We start from the raw sequence: 17,866 nt of genomic DNA on the forward strand, positions 1-17,866 counted from the left end.
ACCGAGATGACTCGACCGCTCGTGGATCAGATGGGGGGCGTTAGTAGTGCGCGTTGAAGATGCTCGTGCTTTTGTTGAGGTCAATGTGCTGACGCCGGCACTAAACAACGCTGCCGTGGCTGGTAAAGTCAGGGCAACCATCCAAAACACGCGCTCATGGCTGCCGCGGTTCGATCGAATCGGTGACCTTGTTGCTTACATGGATCGGTTTCAAGGCACCGCGGACACCGAGGTCTACAAAGGTTTGAAGTCGGTAGGACTCAAAACGTTCGAAGACATACATGACGAATTCATGGCTAAGTTTGGCAAGTTTGCATCGGAGCGAACACGGCTCGACGACTTCGTTGTTGGTCAGCGTTACACTAGCAGCCAACTCGTGATCTTCGCCGAGCTCTACGACAACAGGAGTGGAGGGATCCTCCTGATAGGCAACCCACCGAAGCCCCAGGCGGTCTTCGTGAAGGCAACGTTCAGCGGCGGTAAGTATCCAAACAAATGGATCTCAGAACCCGATCGCCTCAAATATTATCTCAAATCTCGCAATGCGGTTTTCAGTGAGACCTACATCGAGAACGCGGCGATAATCAAAAATCCTGATCTTCCAGTTTTCGTGTTTCACCGGTTGGAAGAAAGACAACCGTTCACGTTCGCTGGGCAGTTCAGGGCCGAGCGGGTTGTGAGTGAAGCTGATGGATCGAAGTGGTTCGATCTCGTCCAGTCTTCCGTCATCTCGCCGACGAATCGAGTGGATGAGGGCGAGCTGCGACGCACCTTCGCTCAGAAGGTCGCAAACGCTGTGCAAACATCGAGAGAAGCGCGTTTGAATCGGTTGAAGAGCGCTCCGAAACGACCGCCGACTGTGGCTACCACTGCTATAGCCTACCTCCGCAACCCGGACGTCGTTGCGGAGGTTCTATACCGAAGCCAGGGGGTGTGCGAAGGGTGCGGCATGAACGCGCCGTTCGATCGAAAATCAGACGGGTCGCCGTATTTAGAGGTGCATCACAAGATGCATCTCTCTGAGGGAGGTGAGGACACCGTCGAAAATGCCATAGCGATTTGTCCAAATTGCCATCGACGTGAGCATTTCGGGACCCGAACCTGGCAGTAGCGATGCGGCGGTTTGCTTCTTACCTCCTTGCTGCTGTGCTGGGCGCCGTCGTGGCTTACAGCCTGACTGCCGCCAGATCCGTCACAGGCGCAATAGACGCTGGGGATTGGCTCGCTTTTGCGGGAGCATTGCTCGGTGTCGTCCTGGCGGTGGGTGGCGCAATATTCGTCGAGCGCTGGAAGAAGTCGACAGAGCTTCAAGCTGACCTCAAGCTTATCGAGGACGCCCTAGTCGAGTTGGAACAGAGCTTGTCGAGTCTAGACGTGCCATTCGATGCCGATCGACGGGTCGCTGATCAGAAGCAGCCAGTCATTCACTCACTTGAGCGCCTCGAAGACGCCCGCGCGGTTCTTGCATTCGCGCGAGAACAAACGAAAGTCACCGACATCGCGTTATGGAGGGGGCTCAGATCGATCGAGCTCGACATCGATGCTCGGCGTCAGATGTTGGATCAGGAGAAGGGGATCTTGCTGGGGCGCAACGTTACGCGTCGCGTGCTTGAAATAAATCGCTCTAAACTCGTTGCCTTCGCCGAGAACCTCCTGCCGACAGTGCGCCAGACGATAAGAGCTTTACGGGAGAAGAGAGCCTGGACCTTCTGACCTGGTTCACCTGAAGCCCGCAATCGAGCGGGAGTTGGGCGGAGGGCCGTTCGTGCTTGGTTAGCATTTCCGTATGGCGTGGAATATCAGCTTCAACGCAGCCGGAACGTCAGCTTCGCTGCGCACCTTGAACCGTGTATTCCCCCGATCGTCCTTGATCACCAGTTCACTCATCGGCTTGAAGTGATCAACAGGTCCGCGGACCGTGATTGAGAGCTCGTTGATGCGTGGCTGAACGATGACATACCAGAAGTTGTCTGGCGTCTCGCTGAAGTTTCGAGATTGTCCTCGCTTCAGGTCTCCCGGTGATTTCACGCGCACACCGGCGAGCAACTCCTCAGCAGCCCTGGCGAGGTCCGCAGATAATTCTGAACGAACGAGCTGCAGGAAATTGCGATCTCCGGGGCCCGCAGAAACTGCGTGTGTGGCTGGTTTCGAGGGGAGAAAGGCCTCATCTTGCAACTGCGCGTCGATGCCGACCGCTTGTGATGTCGTCCCAACGTTAAGAGCAGTAACTTCGTCAATCTTAAACCGAAGGTGCTGCTGCTCTGGATCGAACTCGCAATCGTTCAAAAGTAGAACGCTGCGCGGCCCGGTTGCGCTGCTGGGTCTGCCGAAGTGCCTCACTTGATGTGGAGGCATATCGAATAGCCACATGCCATTGCCCAACTCTGTCACATTCGTAGCGGTGATGAGTAATGACATCCGGGAATCTCCAGACGAGATTTGTCTGCACAGATAAATCTGCAGAGCGAAGTTGTCAATATCTCGCTCTGCAAAGGTGAGGGGAGGGGTTACGCGAGCACCAAGCGAGACCTTGCAATGGCCCGGAGCTCGCGCTGGACAAGTCCCGCAGCGTAGCGGTCGAGCTGCAAGTGGCGGAATGACCTCTCGCTAAGGCATTGTTCTGAATGAGCTGACCGAAATTGGAATACCAAGAGCGTGCAAGGTATTTCGATGTCCTAAAAGCTTGCACTGCGGCTCTAGCCGGATGCCGCCTATCAGGCGGCAGTTCAGCGTTTCTGCCATCCACATTACGGTCCAGTGCTCAGCGCGGTCTTCGCTTAGCTGTCGATCGTGAAGTGCTCGATCGAACATGATCGCCTTCAAAAAGCGGCTGATCTGACCCTAATCGCGTATCCAAATCCCGGAGAACACTCTGGAGCTGCGCAGAAAGCTTTCTTGCCATGTCCAGTTGGCCAGCGCGCTGACGAACGTCGCTCGTCGATTCCGCCGTCATTTGCGTTTCGCGGGCAATCGGAAACCTCCCCGACACGCCCGGAAGAAGCTCTATGTTTATAACCCCGCGGCTTTCAGTTCGGATCTTCGGTATGCGATTTTCCTGATTCAGCAGAAGAAACTCTTCATAGTTAATGTCTGCCTCGATGGGGCGAAGGCTATTGCGAGGGCTTGCAAGTGATCGAAAGAGCCGCCGGCCAAGACAGTCGCCTGTGGTCATCACGTCGCTATTTGGATTGAGCCCAGCGAAGAAACCAAACCAAATGACCGCCATCGGAGACTTTTGGGCGTGGTTCAGCGTGAGTGGAAGGTAATTAAAAGATCCTTCTGCAACCATCGAAGCAGCAAAGCCTACGAACATGTCTTGCCGCTCTTGATCCACGCCGGTCATCGTAAGTTCTGTCCGAAGTCGATCCAAAGCCCGAACGCGGTCTTCACGGCTGGCCCGCAACATCTGCCAAATCTGCTGCCCTCCCGGCAGCAAACCGCTTAACCAGTTGATGCCGGCCGCGTCGCTATCAGAGCCACTCTGTGCAGCTGAAACCAGCTCGAGAAGGCGAGGGTCAACGTCAGCAAAATGCAAGCCATCGGGGTGAGAAAGTGCGCCCAGAGCATTCGACCAGAAGTCCCTCATCAGACGAGCTGGCACGCGTTCTGTTGCGGCTCTTAGCGTGTCACGGACTGAACGCCATCTGTCTAGTGCTGCGAGTGCTAGTTCCAGATTGTATCCTGTTAGCGCCGCACCGATCACCGATGCGGAGGAGCATCGTAAGCACAATTGTATGCTTATCTCAGACAATCGCTGAGCGTTCGAACCGCCGTTGAGTGACGCTTCGGCTATAAGAGCACCAATCAGGGCCTCGGCAGGAACGCGTTGCTCTTCATCTCGCGCCATGAGTTGATCCGCGACTTCCTTCGCAACCACTCGGAAGAAGGCGCTGAAAGGAGTGTGCGTGCCCACGTATGTGGAGGTGAAAGCCAAGAAGTCGCGCATCTCGGCTGCTGGCACGGCGATCAACGGTTCTTCATCAGGTCGGAACCAGTAGAGGTGGATTTGCGCGTCTTTGTTTGATCGCGACATGGGCGGCGGCGGGAGCAGCGCCCGTCCTTGCGCCGTGCTGCCCAGCCAGTCGAGGAAGTCGGGTCGCGAGAGTGCCGCCTGGTTCATTTCGAGGCCCCTCCGAACAGCTCACCGAGGCTCGGCGCCTCAGAGGGCGCACCTTCTAGAGCCACTAAGCCGCGCTCAATATATCCTGGCACAGAACCTTCATGATACAGCGCCAAACTTGTTTTAGCGCGAGTGACTGCAGTGTAGGCTACGCGCTGGTGGTTATCGAGCTTGGTTATGGTGTCGAGCGCGAAAAGATGCGCTGCCCTGAACTCCAGCCCCTTTGCCGAGTGCATTGTGGTTACGATGATGGGCTTCTCACGATCAAGCGTGTCGTAGCCATCTTCATAGCGCTGGAGCTGAACCTTGTCGCCGACGGCCGTGTCTGACAACGCTTCGAACACACGACCGACATCCACCTTCAACGGTGCAAGCACACCGATCCATTCATTGGGATACGCGACGAGCTGTGTCTCTAACTCTGGCACGGCGGCGGCAATCTGATCGGATAGAGCTAGCCCGCCCAAACGGCGCACAGTCGAAGGATAGGTGCTCTCGTCATAATTGCACGTCTCTAGCATTCCTCCGTCAACTCTATTCATTATCCCATCAGCAAGAATGCAGATTGCCGTGCCATTCCTGTAATGATATTTTAGTTCTGGAGCCACATTACAGACCGACCCTAAATATCCGAGAGCGCCGTCTGATTCGTATATTCTCTGATCGTTGTCACCAACTGCAAATATTTCGTCACAGAAGCTTCTAATTATCTTTATTTCTTCGATAGTGTAATCTTGAGCTTCATCAACAAGAATGCAATCGAATCGCAATTCTGCACCAGATCTTCCAGCAAGGTCAGTAAGAGACAGCATAATTCGTCTCCTTATTTCAGGAAACTTGCCAGTCGTATCAACATTGTCGCCATTGGCTTTGAGTAGATCAACTGCCCAAGTGCGAAATGTTTGTAGACGCCTTGGTTCGAAGGGATAATTACCGGCGCCGGTGGCCAGGAACTCCCGAAGGACACGTCCGAACGTGATGACAGCTATGTTGGGTCGGCCGGCTCTCGTCAGATACGACGCTCGTAGCAGGAGCAGGTTCGTCTTGCCGCTGCCCGGCGGGCCAATCACCAGATGACTACCTTCCAGAGGTAGCGACACAATATCTTGTTGATCGGGATCGAGCTGTTCAGGGGTTCGCCACCAGGTCTCGTCCATCCTTACTCCTCTCCACCGAGCTCTGGTCGAAATATCTCTGCAAAACCTTCCTCCACGCCTGGGGAGACCGACAATCCCCATTCCGCCGCGGCGAAGAAGAAGTCTTGGAATGCGGCATGGAGGGATACGTTGTCGAGCACGCCTTGGAACCACAACCTATCCTCTTCGGGCGGTGGAGGGCCGCCAGGCCGCTTGGGCAGATAGGCACTGCCGGTGCAAGCAACGACGTTCTCAGAAGGGTCTATGACATCAACGCATGCGCGTATCGCTAGGCCATGCTGGAAGCCCGCATCACCGTCTGGTTCGAAGTGGAACTCAGCGCAGGCCTCGTTTCCTTCACAACGACAGTTTCGCATTCTCGGAAGGCCAGGCATTGATGTCTTGGCGGCGGTCGCAGCCAGTTTGAGCTGGCCGAGAACGTTCCTTCGCATTGTGTCCACGAAACGAGCTGGCCGAGTCGGCTTTCGGCCCCCGCTCTCTGACTGAGCGCGCACAGTCACCATGCGTTCAGCAACGCGCTCTCGGGGCGATACGCGAGCGGCCGGCTCGGTCGCGAAAAAGTCGTCCCAGCGCACCACCTTCAAACGTGTTACTGGGTTCTTCAAAAGGCACCGTTCCGCCAGGTCGATCAGGCGCTGCGACACAGCCGGATTCACAATGCTCGGACGTTCAAATTGCACTGCGTTGACCAGCTTCGCGTAGGGATTGGCGAATTGCTCAAAGAGCGGCTTTTTGGTGATGAGGTCGTGAAGCACGGCTCCAATCTGGTAAAACGTAAGGGCTCTATAACCCTCCAGGTCTTGGGTTTCTTCTCGCAAAAGGAACTCGGGCGAGGAGTATTGCAGAGTGCCAACGAATGCCTGAATGCCCTCGGGATCCGTCAAGTTGGAACCCTTAATCGGGCGGATGACGCCGAAGTCCATTAAAACTAGTCGATGACCGGCATCCAAAATGGCGATATTTTCGGGCTTTATGTCTCTGTGGACCAGGTCCTTCTCTTCAAGGAATCTGGCAGCGGAGGCGAGCTGCGAGATAAGCCCAGGGATCTGATCAGTTTCGACGGTGCTTAGCGCCTCTTTCAAATTTGGGCCGTCTAAGAATTCCATGACGACGAAGTAGATGTTCCTCGTTTCGTCGTGCCCGCCACCGTAGATTGATACGAGATGATCGTGAGATTGTCCGCGAAGTTCGAGCTCCCGCTCGATCCTTTCCATTTGCGTCGAATCGCCATAGCGTTCGATTAGTTCGGTATCGAAGACCTTTACAGCCGCTAGGTTGCCAGCCTTCCGGCCGAGGAACACCGCAGCCGATTTCCCGTAATTGACCAGCCGCTCGATGGTCCATCCATCAAGTTCCTGACCGCGGAGCTGTTCCTCTAGGCTCAGCGCTTTTGCCTGGTCCAACCGCCGCTCCTCCTTATCGGTGCAGGCTAACGCTTAATGATTGTCCATCAAGCGCATCAATGCTTCTTTTCAGTTTCGGCCAGTCATCTTATTTGGAGATCAATCGGTTCTTCATGAAAAGAACGCACGATCAGGGACTTAGGTGGGCGTTGCACCTGCAGTGTTCGGCTGGTTCAATGTGAACCAGAACCGTTGTTGAAACCCCTCGTGGTTGGGTAAATCAGTTTTTGCTGCTGCGCAGAACGATGAAAAATCAACAGATTAGCTAAGGCGGCTCGTGTTGACATCGCAGGGGTCGCAAGTTCAATCCTTGCCACGCCCACCATTTTTCCCCGATCGGCGTCGAACGATGCTGCAGCCTTGGGGTCCCAAAATCTCTTCTGTCGCCCGATAGCGTCCGAAATGGCGTTCGGCCGCTAATTATTGTATCCCGACGCGAGAGCCGAGCGCCACTAATGCGTTTGCTTCGCTCTGCGACTGGTGGGCGAACTATGGACAGTACGACGATCACTGAAGAGGCCGCGACGGTTCAGGATCTGGATGCCCGGCAGTGGCGCCTGCGGCGAATTGATATTCGGTCGCCGGTGTTGAAGGATGCATGGCCCGTTGCGCGCGTGGAGCTTGAGCATCCCGAAAGAGGTCGTGTGACCGATATCGGGACCGCCCCCGGCGCGTTCGATGCGGCATTCGTGGCCGCGAGCCACATCGTGGGCGTGAGCCCGCACCTTCTCAGTTACAACGTGCGGTCCGGTCCGCCGGAGGAAGAGGGTGCTTTGCCAATCACGATCGAGGTTGAAATCGATCACAAAGGCAGGACCTTCTCCGGGAGCAGTTCGGGCGTGGATCTCGTCCGATGCTCGCTCGAGGCTTGGCTCGACGCCATCGCCAGGTCTTCCGGGTATACCGCTTAGCCGTCCTAGGGAACATTCAGCCACGGGGGCTGGTCGGCCGGACAAATATCGATCACATCGACGCGGGGCCTGACCACGCACCAACGATCGCCGTTCACGAGAACTTCCGGCGTCAGTGGGCGCGAGTTGTAAGTGCTCGACATCGCCGCCGCGTAAGCTCCAGCAGTCCTGAAAACCAGCAGGTCTCCTTCGACCATCCGGTCCATGACTCGGGCGGTCGCGAAGGTGTCGCCGGATTCGCAGACAGGCCCGACAACGTTGGCGATCCAGCGATCGCCGGTGGGCCTGACCCCGTCGATCTGATGCCACGCGTCGTAAAGCGCGGGCCGGATCAGATCGTTCATCGCCGCATCGACGATCACGAACGGGTGGACGGCGCCCGGCTTGATGCGGACCACCCCGGACAGAAGTACACCAGCGTTTCCGACGATCAGGCGTCCTGGCTCGAAAACCAGCCGCTCCTTCCAATCGCGCGTGACGCGCCGCACCATCTCGCCATATTCCTGAGGGCCTGGGGGTGCGGGCAGGTCGGGGTTGTACGGAACGCCAAGTCCTCCACCGAGATCGGCGACGCGAAGCTCAAGTCCCTGCGAGCGCAGGTCGCTGAGCAGGTCGCCGACCCTGACGAATGCTCGCTCCAGCGGAGCAAGGTCGGTGAGCTGGCTGCCAATGTGAACGGCTACGCCTTGCGCGGAGAGTCCGGGCAGATTCGCGATATGCGCATAGGCTGCGGGCGCTTCGCCGATCGCGATGCCGAACTTGCTCTCGGCAATGCCGGTCGTGATTTTCGCGTGGGTGCCGGCCGATACGTCCGGATTAACCCTGAACGCCACCGGCGCGGTGACGCCCAGCGACGTTGCAATCGCCGACAGGGTCTCCGCTTCAGCCATAGATTCGAGGTTGAACTGGTAGACACCTTCGGCAAGCGCGAGCCGCATCTCCTCCGCGGTCTTGCCGACACCGGAGAAGACGATCCTGTCCGCGGGGATGCCGGCGGCCCGTGCGCGCTGGATCTCGCCGCCCGAAACGACGTCCGCTCCCAGGCCCGCCTGCGCGAGCGTCGCCAGCACTGCGGGATTCGGGTTCGCCTTGACCGCATAGGCAATGAGGGGATCGCCAAGGCCTCCAAGCGAAGACTTCAACACCTCGGCATGACGGAGCATCGTGGCGGTCGAATAGACGTAGGCGGGAGTGCCGACCGCTACCGCGATTTCCGCCAGCGGGACTTCCTCACAGAAGAGCTCGCCGTTCCTGATCTCGAAATGATCCATCGCCGCCCCAACGCACAGCTTCCCGCTGAGCGCAAGGGATCCCAAATTGGATTGCATTGCCAAAATCCGGTGGATACCCGACATTCACTGGCATTTAAGAAGAGGGAGGGCGTCCTGGCGAAGCCTGGTTCGGGATCCAAAAGTCGCAAGCCGGCGACAATCCACGTTTTGAACGGGCCGAACCTCAATCTCCTCGGAGAGCGGGAGCCCGAGGTTTACGGAACCGCGACCTTGGCGGACGTCGAGCGCGCGTGCCTGGACCTGTGCAAGTCCGCGGGCGTGACGCTGGAATTCCACCAGACCAACAGCGAAGGGAGCCTGATCGATCAGATCCAGGCGGCCCGACACTCTAACGGCATCGTGATCAACCCCGCCGGCTACTCCTATTCCGTCGCGGTCCTGGACGCCTTGCTGGCTTGCTCGGCACCCGTCGTGGAGGTCCACATCAGCAACGTCCACGCGCGCAAGGAGAGCTGGCGCGCCGAGACCAAGACCACCGCGGCGGCAAAAGGGGTGATCTCGGGGCTGGGCACGGAAGGCTACCTTCTGGCGCTGCGCTACATCCTGGGCACTGGTGGCGCGCTTTCCTAGCAAGCCTCTCGTCCTCGTCGGCTTCATGGCGGCTGGAAAGTCTAAGATCGGCCGCCTGCTCGCTCGGGAGCTTGAGCTTCCCTTCATCGATACGGATCGAGAGATCGAGAAGGAAATGGGGTGCGCCATTCCCACCATTTTTCGAGACTTCGGCGAGCCTGAGTTCCGGCGGATCGAACGGGAGACGATCGCCCGGATTGTCGGGCGCGAGCCCCAGGTCGTTGCGATCGGCGGAGGCGCCTGCATGGATGCCCAGACCCGCCAAGTCCTGGACCAAAGGGCGCTGACCATCTGGCTAGACGTTCCATTCGAAGCGGTCATGGATCGGCTGTCCAAATCCTCTGGGCGCCCCGTTGCATCGGGCAAGACGGTCGATGAACTCCGCGAGCTTTGGGAGCAACGACGGCCCTTTTACGAGCTGGCCAAGATCCGAATTGAGACCGGTCGAATGCCTGCTCCCGAGGCGGTCTTGAGGAGAGTTCTCGAAGCACTTCAATAATTTGGCGTTGCGTTGGATCGACGGCTTGACTCAACGCCGAGTGCTGCTAGTCACGTTCTACTGTATTAACACGTTGTAACGATAAGACGAGCCATGCCGCCACTTAGTCCCACCCGCGACGTTGATGCGCTCACCGATCAGCTTTGCGACGCGCTCCTGACGCCGCGAAGCCGCGCAGACATGCAGCGGCTCCTTCGCGACCTCTGCACCCCGTCCGAGCTGCGGGCGCTGGCGGAGCGCTGGCACGTCGCTCGGCTGCTCGATGGAACGGAGCTGTCCTACCGCGAAATCCACGATGGCACCGGCGTCAGCACGACGACGATCGTGCGTGTCGGGAGATTCCTTCGGCAGGAGCCACACCAGGGGTATCGGTCTGCCATCGATGCGCTGGAGAGTGTCGATGCTGGTTGACCGGAGCCGGATCCACATCGCGCTGCAGCGGTCCGGACGTCTTTCTGAGCTGAGCCGGGATCTTCTTCGCGAGTCCGGTCTTCGCATTGAGGCGGGCAAGAACAGCCTGAGCGCGCGCGCCGGCAATTTCCCCGCCGACCTCATGTTCGTCCGTGACGACGACATTCCGACGTTCGTCAGCGATGGCGCCTGCGAGCTGGGAATCGTCGGCCAGAACGTCCTTGAAGAATTTGCGCTCGGTTCGAACGAGCGCGGGTTCGATGTCCTTGCGGAGCTTGGCTTCGGTCAGTGCAGCCTCCGCATCGCCGCGCCAGAGCGCCTGAACTACTCGGGCCCCGAGTCTCTGGCCCGGCAACGCATCGCGACGTCCTATCCGCGTCTCCTCCGCCGTTTCCTCGACGATCGAAAGATCGAAGCCGAGGTCGTTCAGATGAAGGGCGCCGTGGAGCTGGCGCCACGTCTCGAGATCGCCACCTACATTTGCGACCTCGTTTCGACCGGCGCGACTTTGGAGGCCAATGGTCTTCGGCCGGTCGATACTGTCCTCAAGAGCCAGGCCGTCCTGATCCGGACGCGCAAACCGCTCGACGACGAGCGGAAAGCCATCGCCGACCAGCTCCTCAGCCGCATCGATGGTGTACTCGCGACCAAGGAATCGAAGTACATCATGCTCAACGCCTCGGAGGAGGCGCTCAGTCGCATCACTGCCCTGTTGCCCGGAGCCGAAGCGCCGACTGTCCTGCCGCTGCATGGACGCCCCGGCCATTTCGCGGTGCATGCAGTCTGTCAGGAGAACGTCTTCTGGGAGACCCTGCAGGAGCTGAAGGGGGCGGGCGCATCCGCCATCCTCGTCGTGCCCATCGAAAAGATGATGCTGTGAAGCGGATCGACTGGAACGGGCTCGGCGACGCCGACCGTTGCCGCGCGCTCGCTCGGCCCGAGAAGCGGGCCGACGAGCAGCTTCGGGAGCGAGTCCGCAATATCGTCAATGATGTTCGAGCGAGAGGCTGGCAGGCGCTCTCCGAGATCGCGCTCGAACTCGACGGACAGGAACCTCGGCGTGTCGAGGTTCGTACGATGGCGAGCGCGGCTCGGCGCCGACTGGATCCTCAACAGGTGGAGGCTGTCGAGTTCGCGGCTGCTCAAATCCGGAAGTTCCACAGGGCGAGCGTGCCTTCGGACTTCTCGCTGGAAACCGCGCCGGGACTGGTGGTGACCAAGACGTGGCGGCCGATCGATCGCGTTGGCCTGTACGTGCCGGGCGGGAAGACGCCGCTGTTCTCATCCCTGCTCATGCTGGCGATCCCCGCGCGTGCGGCTGGCGTCCGCCAAATCGTCACTATTACGCCACCGCGCCCCGGGGGCGGTCTCGACGATCTGGTCGCTCTTGCGGCCGACCTGGCCGGCATCGACGAGGTGTGGACTGTCGGCGGTGCTCAGGCGATTGCGGCACTGGCCTTCGGGGCTGGCGCAATTCCCGCCGTCGACAAGATCTGCGGTCCGGGAAATGCGTGGGTCGCAGAGGCGAAGCGTCTGGTGATGAGCATGCCAGGCGGTCCCGCAATCGACCTGCCCGCTGGCCCGAGTGAGCTGCTCGTCATTGCCGACGAAAGCTCCGACCCTCGCCTGGTTGCCGCCGACCTCCTCAGCCAGGCGGAGCACGATCCAGACGCCCAGGTCTTGCTAGTGACGCCATCGGTCGCTGTGGCGACCGCCGTTGAAGCCGAAATCTCCGAGCGCGTCCGTACTCTTCCGCGCCGTGAGATCGTGGAGGCGTCGCTTGGAAGCTGCCGCGTCATCCTTGTCGCCGATCTCCACGAGGCCATCGAAGTCGCAAACCTCTACGCTCCCGAGCACCTTTCGCTTGCGGTGGAGCCTGCGCAGGCACTCGTCGCGAAAATCCGTAGTGCGGGCGCCGTCTTTGCCGGACCGCACGCGGCCGAGACGTTCGGCGATTATCTGGCCGGATCGAGCCACGTCCTGCCGACGGACGGAGCCGCTCGGGCCTGGAGCGGCATTTCCGTTTACACTTTCCTCAAGGCGATGAGCGTGCAAGCCGTAACACGCGAAGGCGCCGAAAGCCTGTCCCGACGTGCCGCTTTGCTTGCCCGCATGGAGTCGCTCGAAGCGCATGCGCTCGCCGCGGACGCCCGGCTGGAACTGATGGCATGAGCAGCCTTGCGGAACGCCTCGCACGGCCGGAAGTGCTTGCGCTGGAGCCATTCGACATCGCCGCGAACAACGCGATGGCAATCCCCGACGCGATCCGCCTCGACGCCAACGAGAACCCGTTCCCGCCTTTGGTCGACGGAGCGTTGGCGACCAACGTCAATCGATACCCGGAGCCCCAGCCGACCAGACTCAAGGCGGCACTGGCGGCGCTCTACGGTGTGGAGCCAGGAAACGTCGTCATCACCCGCGGGGCGGACGATGCCATCGACATGATGGTCCGCGCCTTTTGCCGCCCGCAGACCGATGCAGTCGCCATCTGCACCCCAAGTTTCTCCGCTTACGCCCATTTCGTTCGGCTTCAGGGCGCCCGCCTGATCGAGGCGCCTTTGACGGCTGGCTTTGATTTCGCGGCGGACCCGTTTCTGGCAGCCGTCTCGGGGGAGCGAAACCTCAAGATCGCTTTTATCTGCACGCCCAACAATCCCACCGGGAATGAGGTGGACCCCAACCAGATTCTGAAAGTGGCGGCCGCGCTGCCCAACACCATTGTTGTCGCGGATGAAGCCTATCTCGACTTCTCAACCACTCCGAGCTTGGCGGGGGATGCCGCCCGGTGTCCGAACCTCGTCGTTCTCAAGACCTTGTCCAAGGCTTACGGTCTCGCTGGCGCGCGAGTGGGTTGCGCAATCGGCGAGCCTGACCTGATGGCAATCGCCGCGCGATCCTTGCCGCCTTACCCAATGCCAAGCCTGTCGGTGGACGCCGCTGTCCTCGCGTTGTCGCCGTCGCGACGGGCAGTTCATCAGGAACGGGTTGAGCGCCTCAAGACCGATCGGGGCAGACTGGCCGAACGCCTCCAAGGCTCGCCGATCGTCCGTCGGGTCTATCCAAGTGGCGGGAACTTCCTCTTCCTGGAGGTCGACGACGCGCCGGCTCTGGCTGCCAGGATGCGCTCGATGGGGATTCGGGTGCGCTTCCGACCGAATGCCGCGCCCGGCGGGGTGCGCGTTACGATCGGCACTGACGCCGAGAACGAAGCCCTCCTGAATGCTTTCGGTGTTACTTGCGAGCCATCGAGCCCGCGGCGCGCGGAAGTCATTCGCGACACGAAGGAGACGGAGATCGCCGTTGCCGTCGACCTTGACCGGCCCACGCCCCGGAAGATCGACACGGGCGTGCCGTTCTACGACCACATGCTCGACCAGGTGGCCGCGCATGGCGGATTCAGCATCGTGCTCGATTGCGATGGCGACACCGAAATCGACGGGCATCACAGCATCGAAGATTGCGCTCTCGCGCTCGGCACTGCGCTTTCGCAAGCGCTGGGCGACAAGCGCGGCATCCGCCGCTTCGGGTTCACTTTGCCGATGGACGAGGCGCAAGCGCAGGTCCTCATCGATCTCTCCGGACGTCCCTACTGCCGGTTCGAAGGCGAGTTTGCGGCGACCAGCATCGGTGAATATCCGACGCAAATGACCCGCCATGTCTTCCGCTCGCTCGCGGACAGCATGGGAGCGGCGATCCACGTGAAGGTGGATGGCGAGAACGACCACCATAAGACGGAGGCTTGCTTCAAGGCGTTCGGCCGGGCCTTGCGCGACGCGATCCGCCGGGAAGGCGACGCGCTGCCTAGCACCAAGGGGGTGCTGTGAGGCTGGCCATCGTCGACCTTGCCTATGGGAATATCGGATCGATCAAGCTGGCCTTCGAGCGGCTCGGCGTAACTCCGGTAGTGACTGCCGATTCCGTGGAGATCTCTGGGGCTGATCGGGTGGTCCTTCCGGGAGTTGGAGCGGCCGGTCACGCGATGGCCCGGATCGAGGCGCGCGGGCTGGGCGACTGCCTGCGATCCCTGAAGCAGCCCGCTCTCGGCATCTGCCTCGGCATGCAGCTGCTGTTCGACCGAAGCGACGAAGCAAACTCGGAATGCCTTGGCATCATTCCGGGTGAGGTCCGGGCACTCTCTCCCGCACCAGGGACGCCGGTGCCGCACATGGGCTGGAGCCGGCTTGCAGTTGCCGACGCCGAGATTGGGATCGGTACCGGCGAATACGTCTATTTCGCCCACGGCTATGCCTGTGACACGGGCCCGGCGACCGTCGCGACAGCGGAATATGGCCGTACGATTCCGGCGGTCGTGCGCCAGGGCAATTGGCTTGGCGCGCAATTCCATCCCGAGCGCTCGGGCGCAGCGGGGTCGAACTTCCTTCAGGCGTTCCTGGCATGATCATCTACCCCGCGATGGATCTGATCGGAGGTCGTGCGGTGCGCCTCAAGCAGGGGCGCTTCGACGACGTTACCGCCTATTCGACCGAACCGTTCGAGGCGCTCCGCGGCTTTGCGGCCGCTGGCGCAAGCTGGGCGCACGTCGTCGATCTCGACGGTGCGAAGACCGGCAACCCGGTCCAGCGCGAACTGGTTGCGCAACTCGCCCGCGAAACGCCGCTCAAGCTGCAGGTGGCCGGCGGCTACCGCGAGCGCGGCCAGCTCGTGCGAATGTTCGACGCCGGCGTCTCGCGCGTCGTCATCGGCAGTCTTGCCGTCAGGGAACCGGACGCCGTGGGCGCGTGGCTCAAGGAATTCGGACCCGACCGCATCACCCTCTCGCTGGATATCCGATTAACCGAAGGCTCACCGAGAGTTGCGGTCGCCGGTTGGACGGAGGACACCGGTCGAAGCCTTTGGGACGTGGCGGCGCAATTTCCGAACGCCCGACACCTGCTCGTGACCGACATTGGCCGTGACGGAATGCTGCAAGGGCCCAACTTCGCCCTGTACCAGGAGATCGCCCGCCGCCTTCCCGGCGTTGCCGTGCAGGCGTCAGGGGGCATCACCTCGCTCGATGACCTTGAGCAGCTGCCAACGGATGGTGCGATCATCGGGAAGGCGCTCTGGGAGCAGCGGATTTCGCTCGAAGAGGCGCTCGGACTTGCCCGCGCGTAGGATCATCCCCTGCCTCGACGTGAAAGACGGGCGCGTCGTGAAGGGCGTGCAATTCCGTGACCACCGCGACGCCGGCGACATCCTCGAGCAGGCGCTCCGTTATCGCGAGGAGGGCGCGGATGAGCTCGTCTTCTACGACATCAGCGCCAGCGCGGATGGCCGCTCGCTGTCGCACGATTGGGTGAAGCGTGTCGCGGCAGTAATCGATATTCCTTTTGCCGTGGCGGGCGGCCTGCGCAGCCGCGATGAGGCAGTTGCCTGCCTGGATGCAGGGGCAGACAAAATCTCGATCAACTCGCCGGCCCTCGAACGCCCTGAACTGATCGATGAGCTTGCGAATGCGTTCGGCAGTCAGTGCGTTGTGCTTGGCGTGGATAGCTATGCGCGAGACGGCGAGTATTTCGTCCAGCAGTATACGGGCCGCCCGGATCGGACTCGCGATACTGGCCGGCGGACGCTGCAATGGCTTCAGGAAGCGACCCAACGCGGCGCTGGCGAGCTCGTGCTCAATTGCATGCGCAATGACGGCGTCCGGACCGGATATGACATCGCTCACACGCGTGACGTCGTCGAGGCGGTGACGGTCCCGGTGATCGCGTCGGGCGGGGCGGGTTCGCCCAAACACTTCCGTGACGCATTCGAGGCGGGTGCGAGCGGTGCGCTTGCCGCCACCGTCTTCCACGATCGCCTCATCGCCATTCCCGAGTTGAAGGAGTTCCTCGCGACATGCGGGATCGAAGTACGCCCCTGAGTCAGGCCGATATCGGTTCGCTGGACTGGGAGAAGATGGGCGGGTTGCTGCCCGCATTGGTCCAGGACCCGCGTTCGGGCCAAGTCCTGATGCTTGGGTATCTGGACGAGGCCGCGCTTGCTGGCACTCTGCAAACGGGGTTCGCGACTTTCTTCAGCCGGTCGAAGCAGCGCCTGTGGCAGAAGGGCGAGACGAGCGGAAACCGGCTGCGCGTGTCTGCTGTGTTTGCCGACTGCGACAAAGACGCTTTGCTGGTGCTCGCGGATCCGGAAGGGCCGACCTGCCACCTTGGCATGAAAAGTTGCTTTGCGGCCGACATTCGCAGTTCCGGATGGCTTTCCGAACTCTCCGCCATCATCGCGGAGCGCGCAAGTTCAGACGACCCCGGAAGCTATACTCGGACGCTCCTCGACGACGGCCCGGAGCGGATCGGAAAGAAGATCGGCGAGGAAGGCGTTGAGGTCGCTCTTGCCGGGGTCAGTAGGGATGTCGAGGGCTGCGTCGAGGAGGTAGCCGACCTCATTTATCACGTCAGCGTCTTGATGGAGGCGAGGGGCTTTCGCTGGGACGACGTGATCGCCCGGTTGGCGGATCGTCACGCAAAGGCTTCGAACGCGCGTACCGCCTCTTCGTAAAGCTCTCGCGTGGCGGCCGCGATGATCTTCCCGCCGGTGAAATCCTCTCCGCCGCCCCAATCGCCGATGACTCCTCCCGCGCCGCGAATGACCGGGATCAGGGCATTGTAATCATGGGGCTTCAGGCCGGCCTCGATGACAAGGTCCAGCGACCCTGCAGCAAGACGCGCATAGGCGTAGCCGTCGTGGCCATAGCGGGTAACTCGCACCGATCGCCGGAGTGCCTCGAAAGCTTCCTCCGAGCCATCGTTGAACAGAAACGGATCGGTGGTCGAAAGGCGAGCATCGGCGATGTCCGTACAATCGCTTGTCCGGACCCGAGTCCGACTGCGTCCGGTTATCAGCCAAGCCTCTGATCCGTGCCCGATATAGAGTTCATTCAGGCACGGCGCGTCGATCAGCCCGAGCACAGCCTGTTCACTATGCAGCAGCCCGGCGAGCGTCACCCAGTTTGGCAATTGGCAGATGAAGGACCGCGTTCCGTCCACAGGATCGAGTGACCAGCTGTAGGGCCCGCTCGCCGCTTGATCCGGCCATTCTTCGCCAGTGATGCCATGATCCGGATACCGGGACGTAATGAGGTCACGCATGGCGCGTTCCGCTTCGCGGTCCGCGTCGGTCACCGGGTCGTAGAGACCCTTACCCTTGTCGTCGGCGGCAACCGATGAGGCCCAACGCTCGAGCGTCTCGACGCGCGCTACGGCCGCGAGCTCTTCGGCAAAGGCGATCAGGTCGGGCGTGACGTCCATGAACGCGCGATGGGCAAGGCGACAGAACGGGTCAAGTCGGCCAGTGGATCAGCTTGACATCCGGGATCCCAAACGCGAGGAATGGGCGGTGATCTTCGTTCGCGCCCTTACTGACAACCAGCATCAGGCCTGGACCTGGTGGTGCGACACGATTCTCGCGGCGCGATGGCGCGGCTGGTGAGCTGACTCCGGGAAACCGACCAACTTCCAACCGACCATCGACCCGCCACCGGCGGGTTTTTTATTGCCATTT

20 protein-coding genes are annotated in these 17,866 nt (G+C 60.6%); 14 read left to right on the plus strand and 6 right to left on the minus strand.

The window, feature by feature from the left end; genetic code table 11:
- The first annotated feature begins 46 nt into the window (after window positions 1-46).
- Together ABD928_RS13105 and ABD928_RS13110 are read left to right on the plus strand one after the other, a co-directional pair.
- Window positions 47-1,111, plus strand: coding sequence for an HNH endonuclease (locus ABD928_RS13105; RefSeq protein WP_223276389.1), 1,065 nt, complete (start codon window positions 47-49; stop codon window positions 1,109-1,111).
- 50 nt (window positions 1,112-1,161) lie between these two features.
- Window positions 1,162-1,713: a hypothetical protein gene (locus tag ABD928_RS13110; protein ID WP_345169489.1), complete on the plus strand. Its 552-nt coding sequence runs from the start codon at window positions 1,162-1,164 to the stop codon at window positions 1,711-1,713.
- 60 nt (window positions 1,714-1,773) lie between these two features.
- Here ABD928_RS13110 and ABD928_RS13115 read toward each other — a convergent pair whose 3' ends face one another.
- From ABD928_RS13115 to ABD928_RS13130, 4 genes are all read right to left on the minus strand, one after another.
- On the minus strand, window positions 1,774-2,418 hold the full coding sequence (locus ABD928_RS13115) for a hypothetical protein (RefSeq protein WP_345169492.1): 645 nt from the start codon (window positions 2,416-2,418) through the stop codon (window positions 1,774-1,776).
- 343 nt (window positions 2,419-2,761) lie between these two features.
- Entirely contained in the window at window positions 2,762-4,120 is a 1,359-nt protein-coding gene (locus tag ABD928_RS13120; RefSeq protein ID WP_345169495.1) for a hypothetical protein, read from the minus strand.
- On the minus strand, window positions 4,117-5,277 hold the full coding sequence (locus ABD928_RS13125; RefSeq protein WP_345169498.1) for a UvrD-helicase domain-containing protein: 1,161 nt from the start codon (window positions 5,275-5,277) through the stop codon (window positions 4,117-4,119). The genes ABD928_RS13120 and ABD928_RS13125 overlap by 4 nt, the downstream gene beginning before the upstream one ends.
- Window positions 5,278-5,279: 2 nt before the next feature.
- Window positions 5,280-6,680, minus strand: coding sequence for a protein kinase domain-containing protein (locus tag ABD928_RS13130; RefSeq protein ID WP_345169502.1), 1,401 nt, complete (start codon window positions 6,678-6,680; stop codon window positions 5,280-5,282).
- 491 nt (window positions 6,681-7,171) lie between these two features.
- Here ABD928_RS13130 and ABD928_RS13135 point away from each other — a divergent pair, with 491 nt between their 5' ends.
- Window positions 7,172-7,591 carry an alpha-isopropylmalate synthase regulatory domain-containing protein gene (locus tag ABD928_RS13135; RefSeq protein WP_187714894.1) on the plus strand — a complete coding sequence of 140 codons (420 nt, stop codon included), beginning with the start codon at window positions 7,172-7,174 and terminating at the stop codon, window positions 7,589-7,591.
- Between the two features lie 5 nt (window positions 7,592-7,596).
- On the opposite strand, the gene lysA is transcribed toward ABD928_RS13135, so the two are convergent.
- Window positions 7,597-8,862, minus strand: a complete 1,266-nt coding sequence (lysA, locus tag ABD928_RS13140; RefSeq protein ID WP_345169505.1) for a diaminopimelate decarboxylase — start codon at window positions 8,860-8,862, stop codon at window positions 7,597-7,599.
- On the opposite strand from lysA, the gene ABD928_RS13145 reads away from it, so the two are divergent.
- From ABD928_RS13145 to hisIE, 10 genes are all read left to right on the plus strand, one after another.
- Window positions 8,854-9,453 (plus strand): type II 3-dehydroquinate dehydratase, encoded by a 600-nt coding sequence (locus ABD928_RS13145; RefSeq protein ID WP_345169508.1) that lies wholly within the window; start codon window positions 8,854-8,856, stop codon window positions 9,451-9,453. The two genes, lysA and ABD928_RS13145, sit on opposite strands and share 9 nt — an antisense overlap.
- A complete protein-coding gene (locus tag ABD928_RS13150) occupies window positions 9,437-9,952 on the plus strand; it encodes a shikimate kinase (protein WP_187714893.1) in 516 nt (171 codons plus the stop codon). Before ABD928_RS13145 ends, ABD928_RS13150 begins: the two co-directional genes overlap by 17 nt.
- Window positions 9,953-10,045: 93 nt before the next feature.
- The gene (locus ABD928_RS13155) at window positions 10,046-10,363 is read left to right on the plus strand and encodes a YerC/YecD family TrpR-related protein (RefSeq protein ID WP_187714892.1); all 318 of its coding nucleotides are present in this window, start codon (window positions 10,046-10,048) and stop codon (window positions 10,361-10,363) included.
- Window positions 10,353-11,243: an ATP phosphoribosyltransferase gene (gene hisG, locus ABD928_RS13160; protein ID WP_345169514.1), complete on the plus strand. Its 891-nt coding sequence runs from the start codon at window positions 10,353-10,355 to the stop codon at window positions 11,241-11,243. The genes ABD928_RS13155 and hisG overlap by 11 nt, the downstream gene beginning before the upstream one ends.
- Window positions 11,240-12,535 carry a histidinol dehydrogenase gene (gene hisD / locus ABD928_RS13165; RefSeq protein WP_345169517.1) on the plus strand — a complete coding sequence of 432 codons (1,296 nt, stop codon included), beginning with the start codon at window positions 11,240-11,242 and terminating at the stop codon, window positions 12,533-12,535. The genes hisG and hisD overlap by 4 nt, the downstream gene beginning before the upstream one ends.
- Window positions 12,532-14,187: a histidinol-phosphate transaminase gene (gene hisC / locus ABD928_RS13170; protein WP_345169520.1), complete on the plus strand. Its 1,656-nt coding sequence runs from the start codon at window positions 12,532-12,534 to the stop codon at window positions 14,185-14,187. The genes hisD and hisC overlap by 4 nt, the downstream gene beginning before the upstream one ends.
- Complete coding sequence (hisH, locus tag ABD928_RS13175) at window positions 14,184-14,762, plus strand: imidazole glycerol phosphate synthase subunit HisH (protein WP_223276384.1); 579 nt, start codon at window positions 14,184-14,186, stop codon at window positions 14,760-14,762. The genes hisC and hisH overlap by 4 nt, the downstream gene beginning before the upstream one ends.
- Window positions 14,759-15,478: a 1-(5-phosphoribosyl)-5-[(5-phosphoribosylamino)methylideneamino]imidazole-4-carboxamide isomerase gene (locus ABD928_RS13180; RefSeq protein ID WP_187714889.1), complete on the plus strand. Its 720-nt coding sequence runs from the start codon at window positions 14,759-14,761 to the stop codon at window positions 15,476-15,478. The genes hisH and ABD928_RS13180 overlap by 4 nt, the downstream gene beginning before the upstream one ends.
- Entirely contained in the window at window positions 15,465-16,229 is a 765-nt protein-coding gene (gene hisF / locus ABD928_RS13185) for an imidazole glycerol phosphate synthase subunit HisF (RefSeq protein WP_345169525.1), read from the plus strand. The genes ABD928_RS13180 and hisF overlap by 14 nt, the downstream gene beginning before the upstream one ends.
- Window positions 16,205-16,864, plus strand: a complete 660-nt coding sequence (gene hisIE / locus ABD928_RS13190) for a bifunctional phosphoribosyl-AMP cyclohydrolase/phosphoribosyl-ATP diphosphatase HisIE (protein ID WP_345169528.1) — start codon at window positions 16,205-16,207, stop codon at window positions 16,862-16,864. The genes hisF and hisIE overlap by 25 nt, the downstream gene beginning before the upstream one ends.
- Here hisIE and ABD928_RS13195 read toward each other — a convergent pair.
- Window positions 16,825-17,613: an inositol monophosphatase family protein gene (locus ABD928_RS13195; RefSeq protein WP_187714887.1), complete on the minus strand. Its 789-nt coding sequence runs from the start codon at window positions 17,611-17,613 to the stop codon at window positions 16,825-16,827. The two genes, hisIE and ABD928_RS13195, sit on opposite strands and share 40 nt — an antisense overlap.
- 43 nt (window positions 17,614-17,656) lie before the next feature.
- Between ABD928_RS13195 and ABD928_RS13200 the strand changes: the two genes are divergently transcribed.
- The gene (locus tag ABD928_RS13200; RefSeq protein ID WP_187714886.1) at window positions 17,657-17,794 is read left to right on the plus strand and encodes a hypothetical protein; all 138 of its coding nucleotides are present in this window, start codon (window positions 17,657-17,659) and stop codon (window positions 17,792-17,794) included.
- The last annotated feature ends 72 nt before the right edge of the window (window positions 17,795-17,866 follow it).

It is taken from the genome of Sphingomonas daechungensis (assembly GCF_039543105.1).
Lineage (GTDB): Bacteria > Pseudomonadota > Alphaproteobacteria > Sphingomonadales > Sphingomonadaceae > Sphingomicrobium > Sphingomicrobium daechungense.

Bases quoted from the DNA above. Each gene is read 5' to 3' on its own strand.
- ABD928_RS13115 (WP_345169492.1), bottom strand. From the start codon at position 2,418: ATGTCATTACTCATCACCGCTACGAATGTGACAGAGTTGGGCAATGGC.
- ABD928_RS13120 (WP_345169495.1), bottom strand. From the start codon at position 4,120: ATGAACCAGGCGGCACTCTCGCGACCCGACTTCCTCGACTGGCTGGGC.
- ABD928_RS13125 (WP_345169498.1), bottom strand. From the start codon at position 5,277: ATGGACGAGACCTGGTGGCGAACCCCTGAACAGCTCGATCCCGATCAA.
- ABD928_RS13135 (WP_187714894.1), top strand. From the start codon at position 7,172: ATGGACAGTACGACGATCACTGAAGAGGCCGCGACGGTTCAGGATCTG.
- ABD928_RS13145 (WP_345169508.1), top strand. From the start codon at position 8,854: ATGATCCATCGCCGCCCCAACGCACAGCTTCCCGCTGAGCGCAAGGGA.
- lysA (WP_345169505.1), bottom strand. From the start codon at position 8,862: ATGGATCATTTCGAGATCAGGAACGGCGAGCTCTTCTGTGAGGAAGTC.
- ABD928_RS13155 (WP_187714892.1), top strand. From the start codon at position 10,046: ATGCCGCCACTTAGTCCCACCCGCGACGTTGATGCGCTCACCGATCAG.
- hisG (WP_345169514.1), top strand. From the start codon at position 10,353: ATGCTGGTTGACCGGAGCCGGATCCACATCGCGCTGCAGCGGTCCGGA.
- hisC (WP_345169520.1), top strand. From the start codon at position 12,532: ATGAGCAGCCTTGCGGAACGCCTCGCACGGCCGGAAGTGCTTGCGCTG.
- ABD928_RS13180 (WP_187714889.1), top strand. From the start codon at position 14,759: ATGATCATCTACCCCGCGATGGATCTGATCGGAGGTCGTGCGGTGCGC.
- hisIE (WP_345169528.1), top strand. From the start codon at position 16,205: ATGCGGGATCGAAGTACGCCCCTGAGTCAGGCCGATATCGGTTCGCTG.
- ABD928_RS13195 (WP_187714887.1), bottom strand. From the start codon at position 17,613: ATGGACGTCACGCCCGACCTGATCGCCTTTGCCGAAGAGCTCGCGGCC.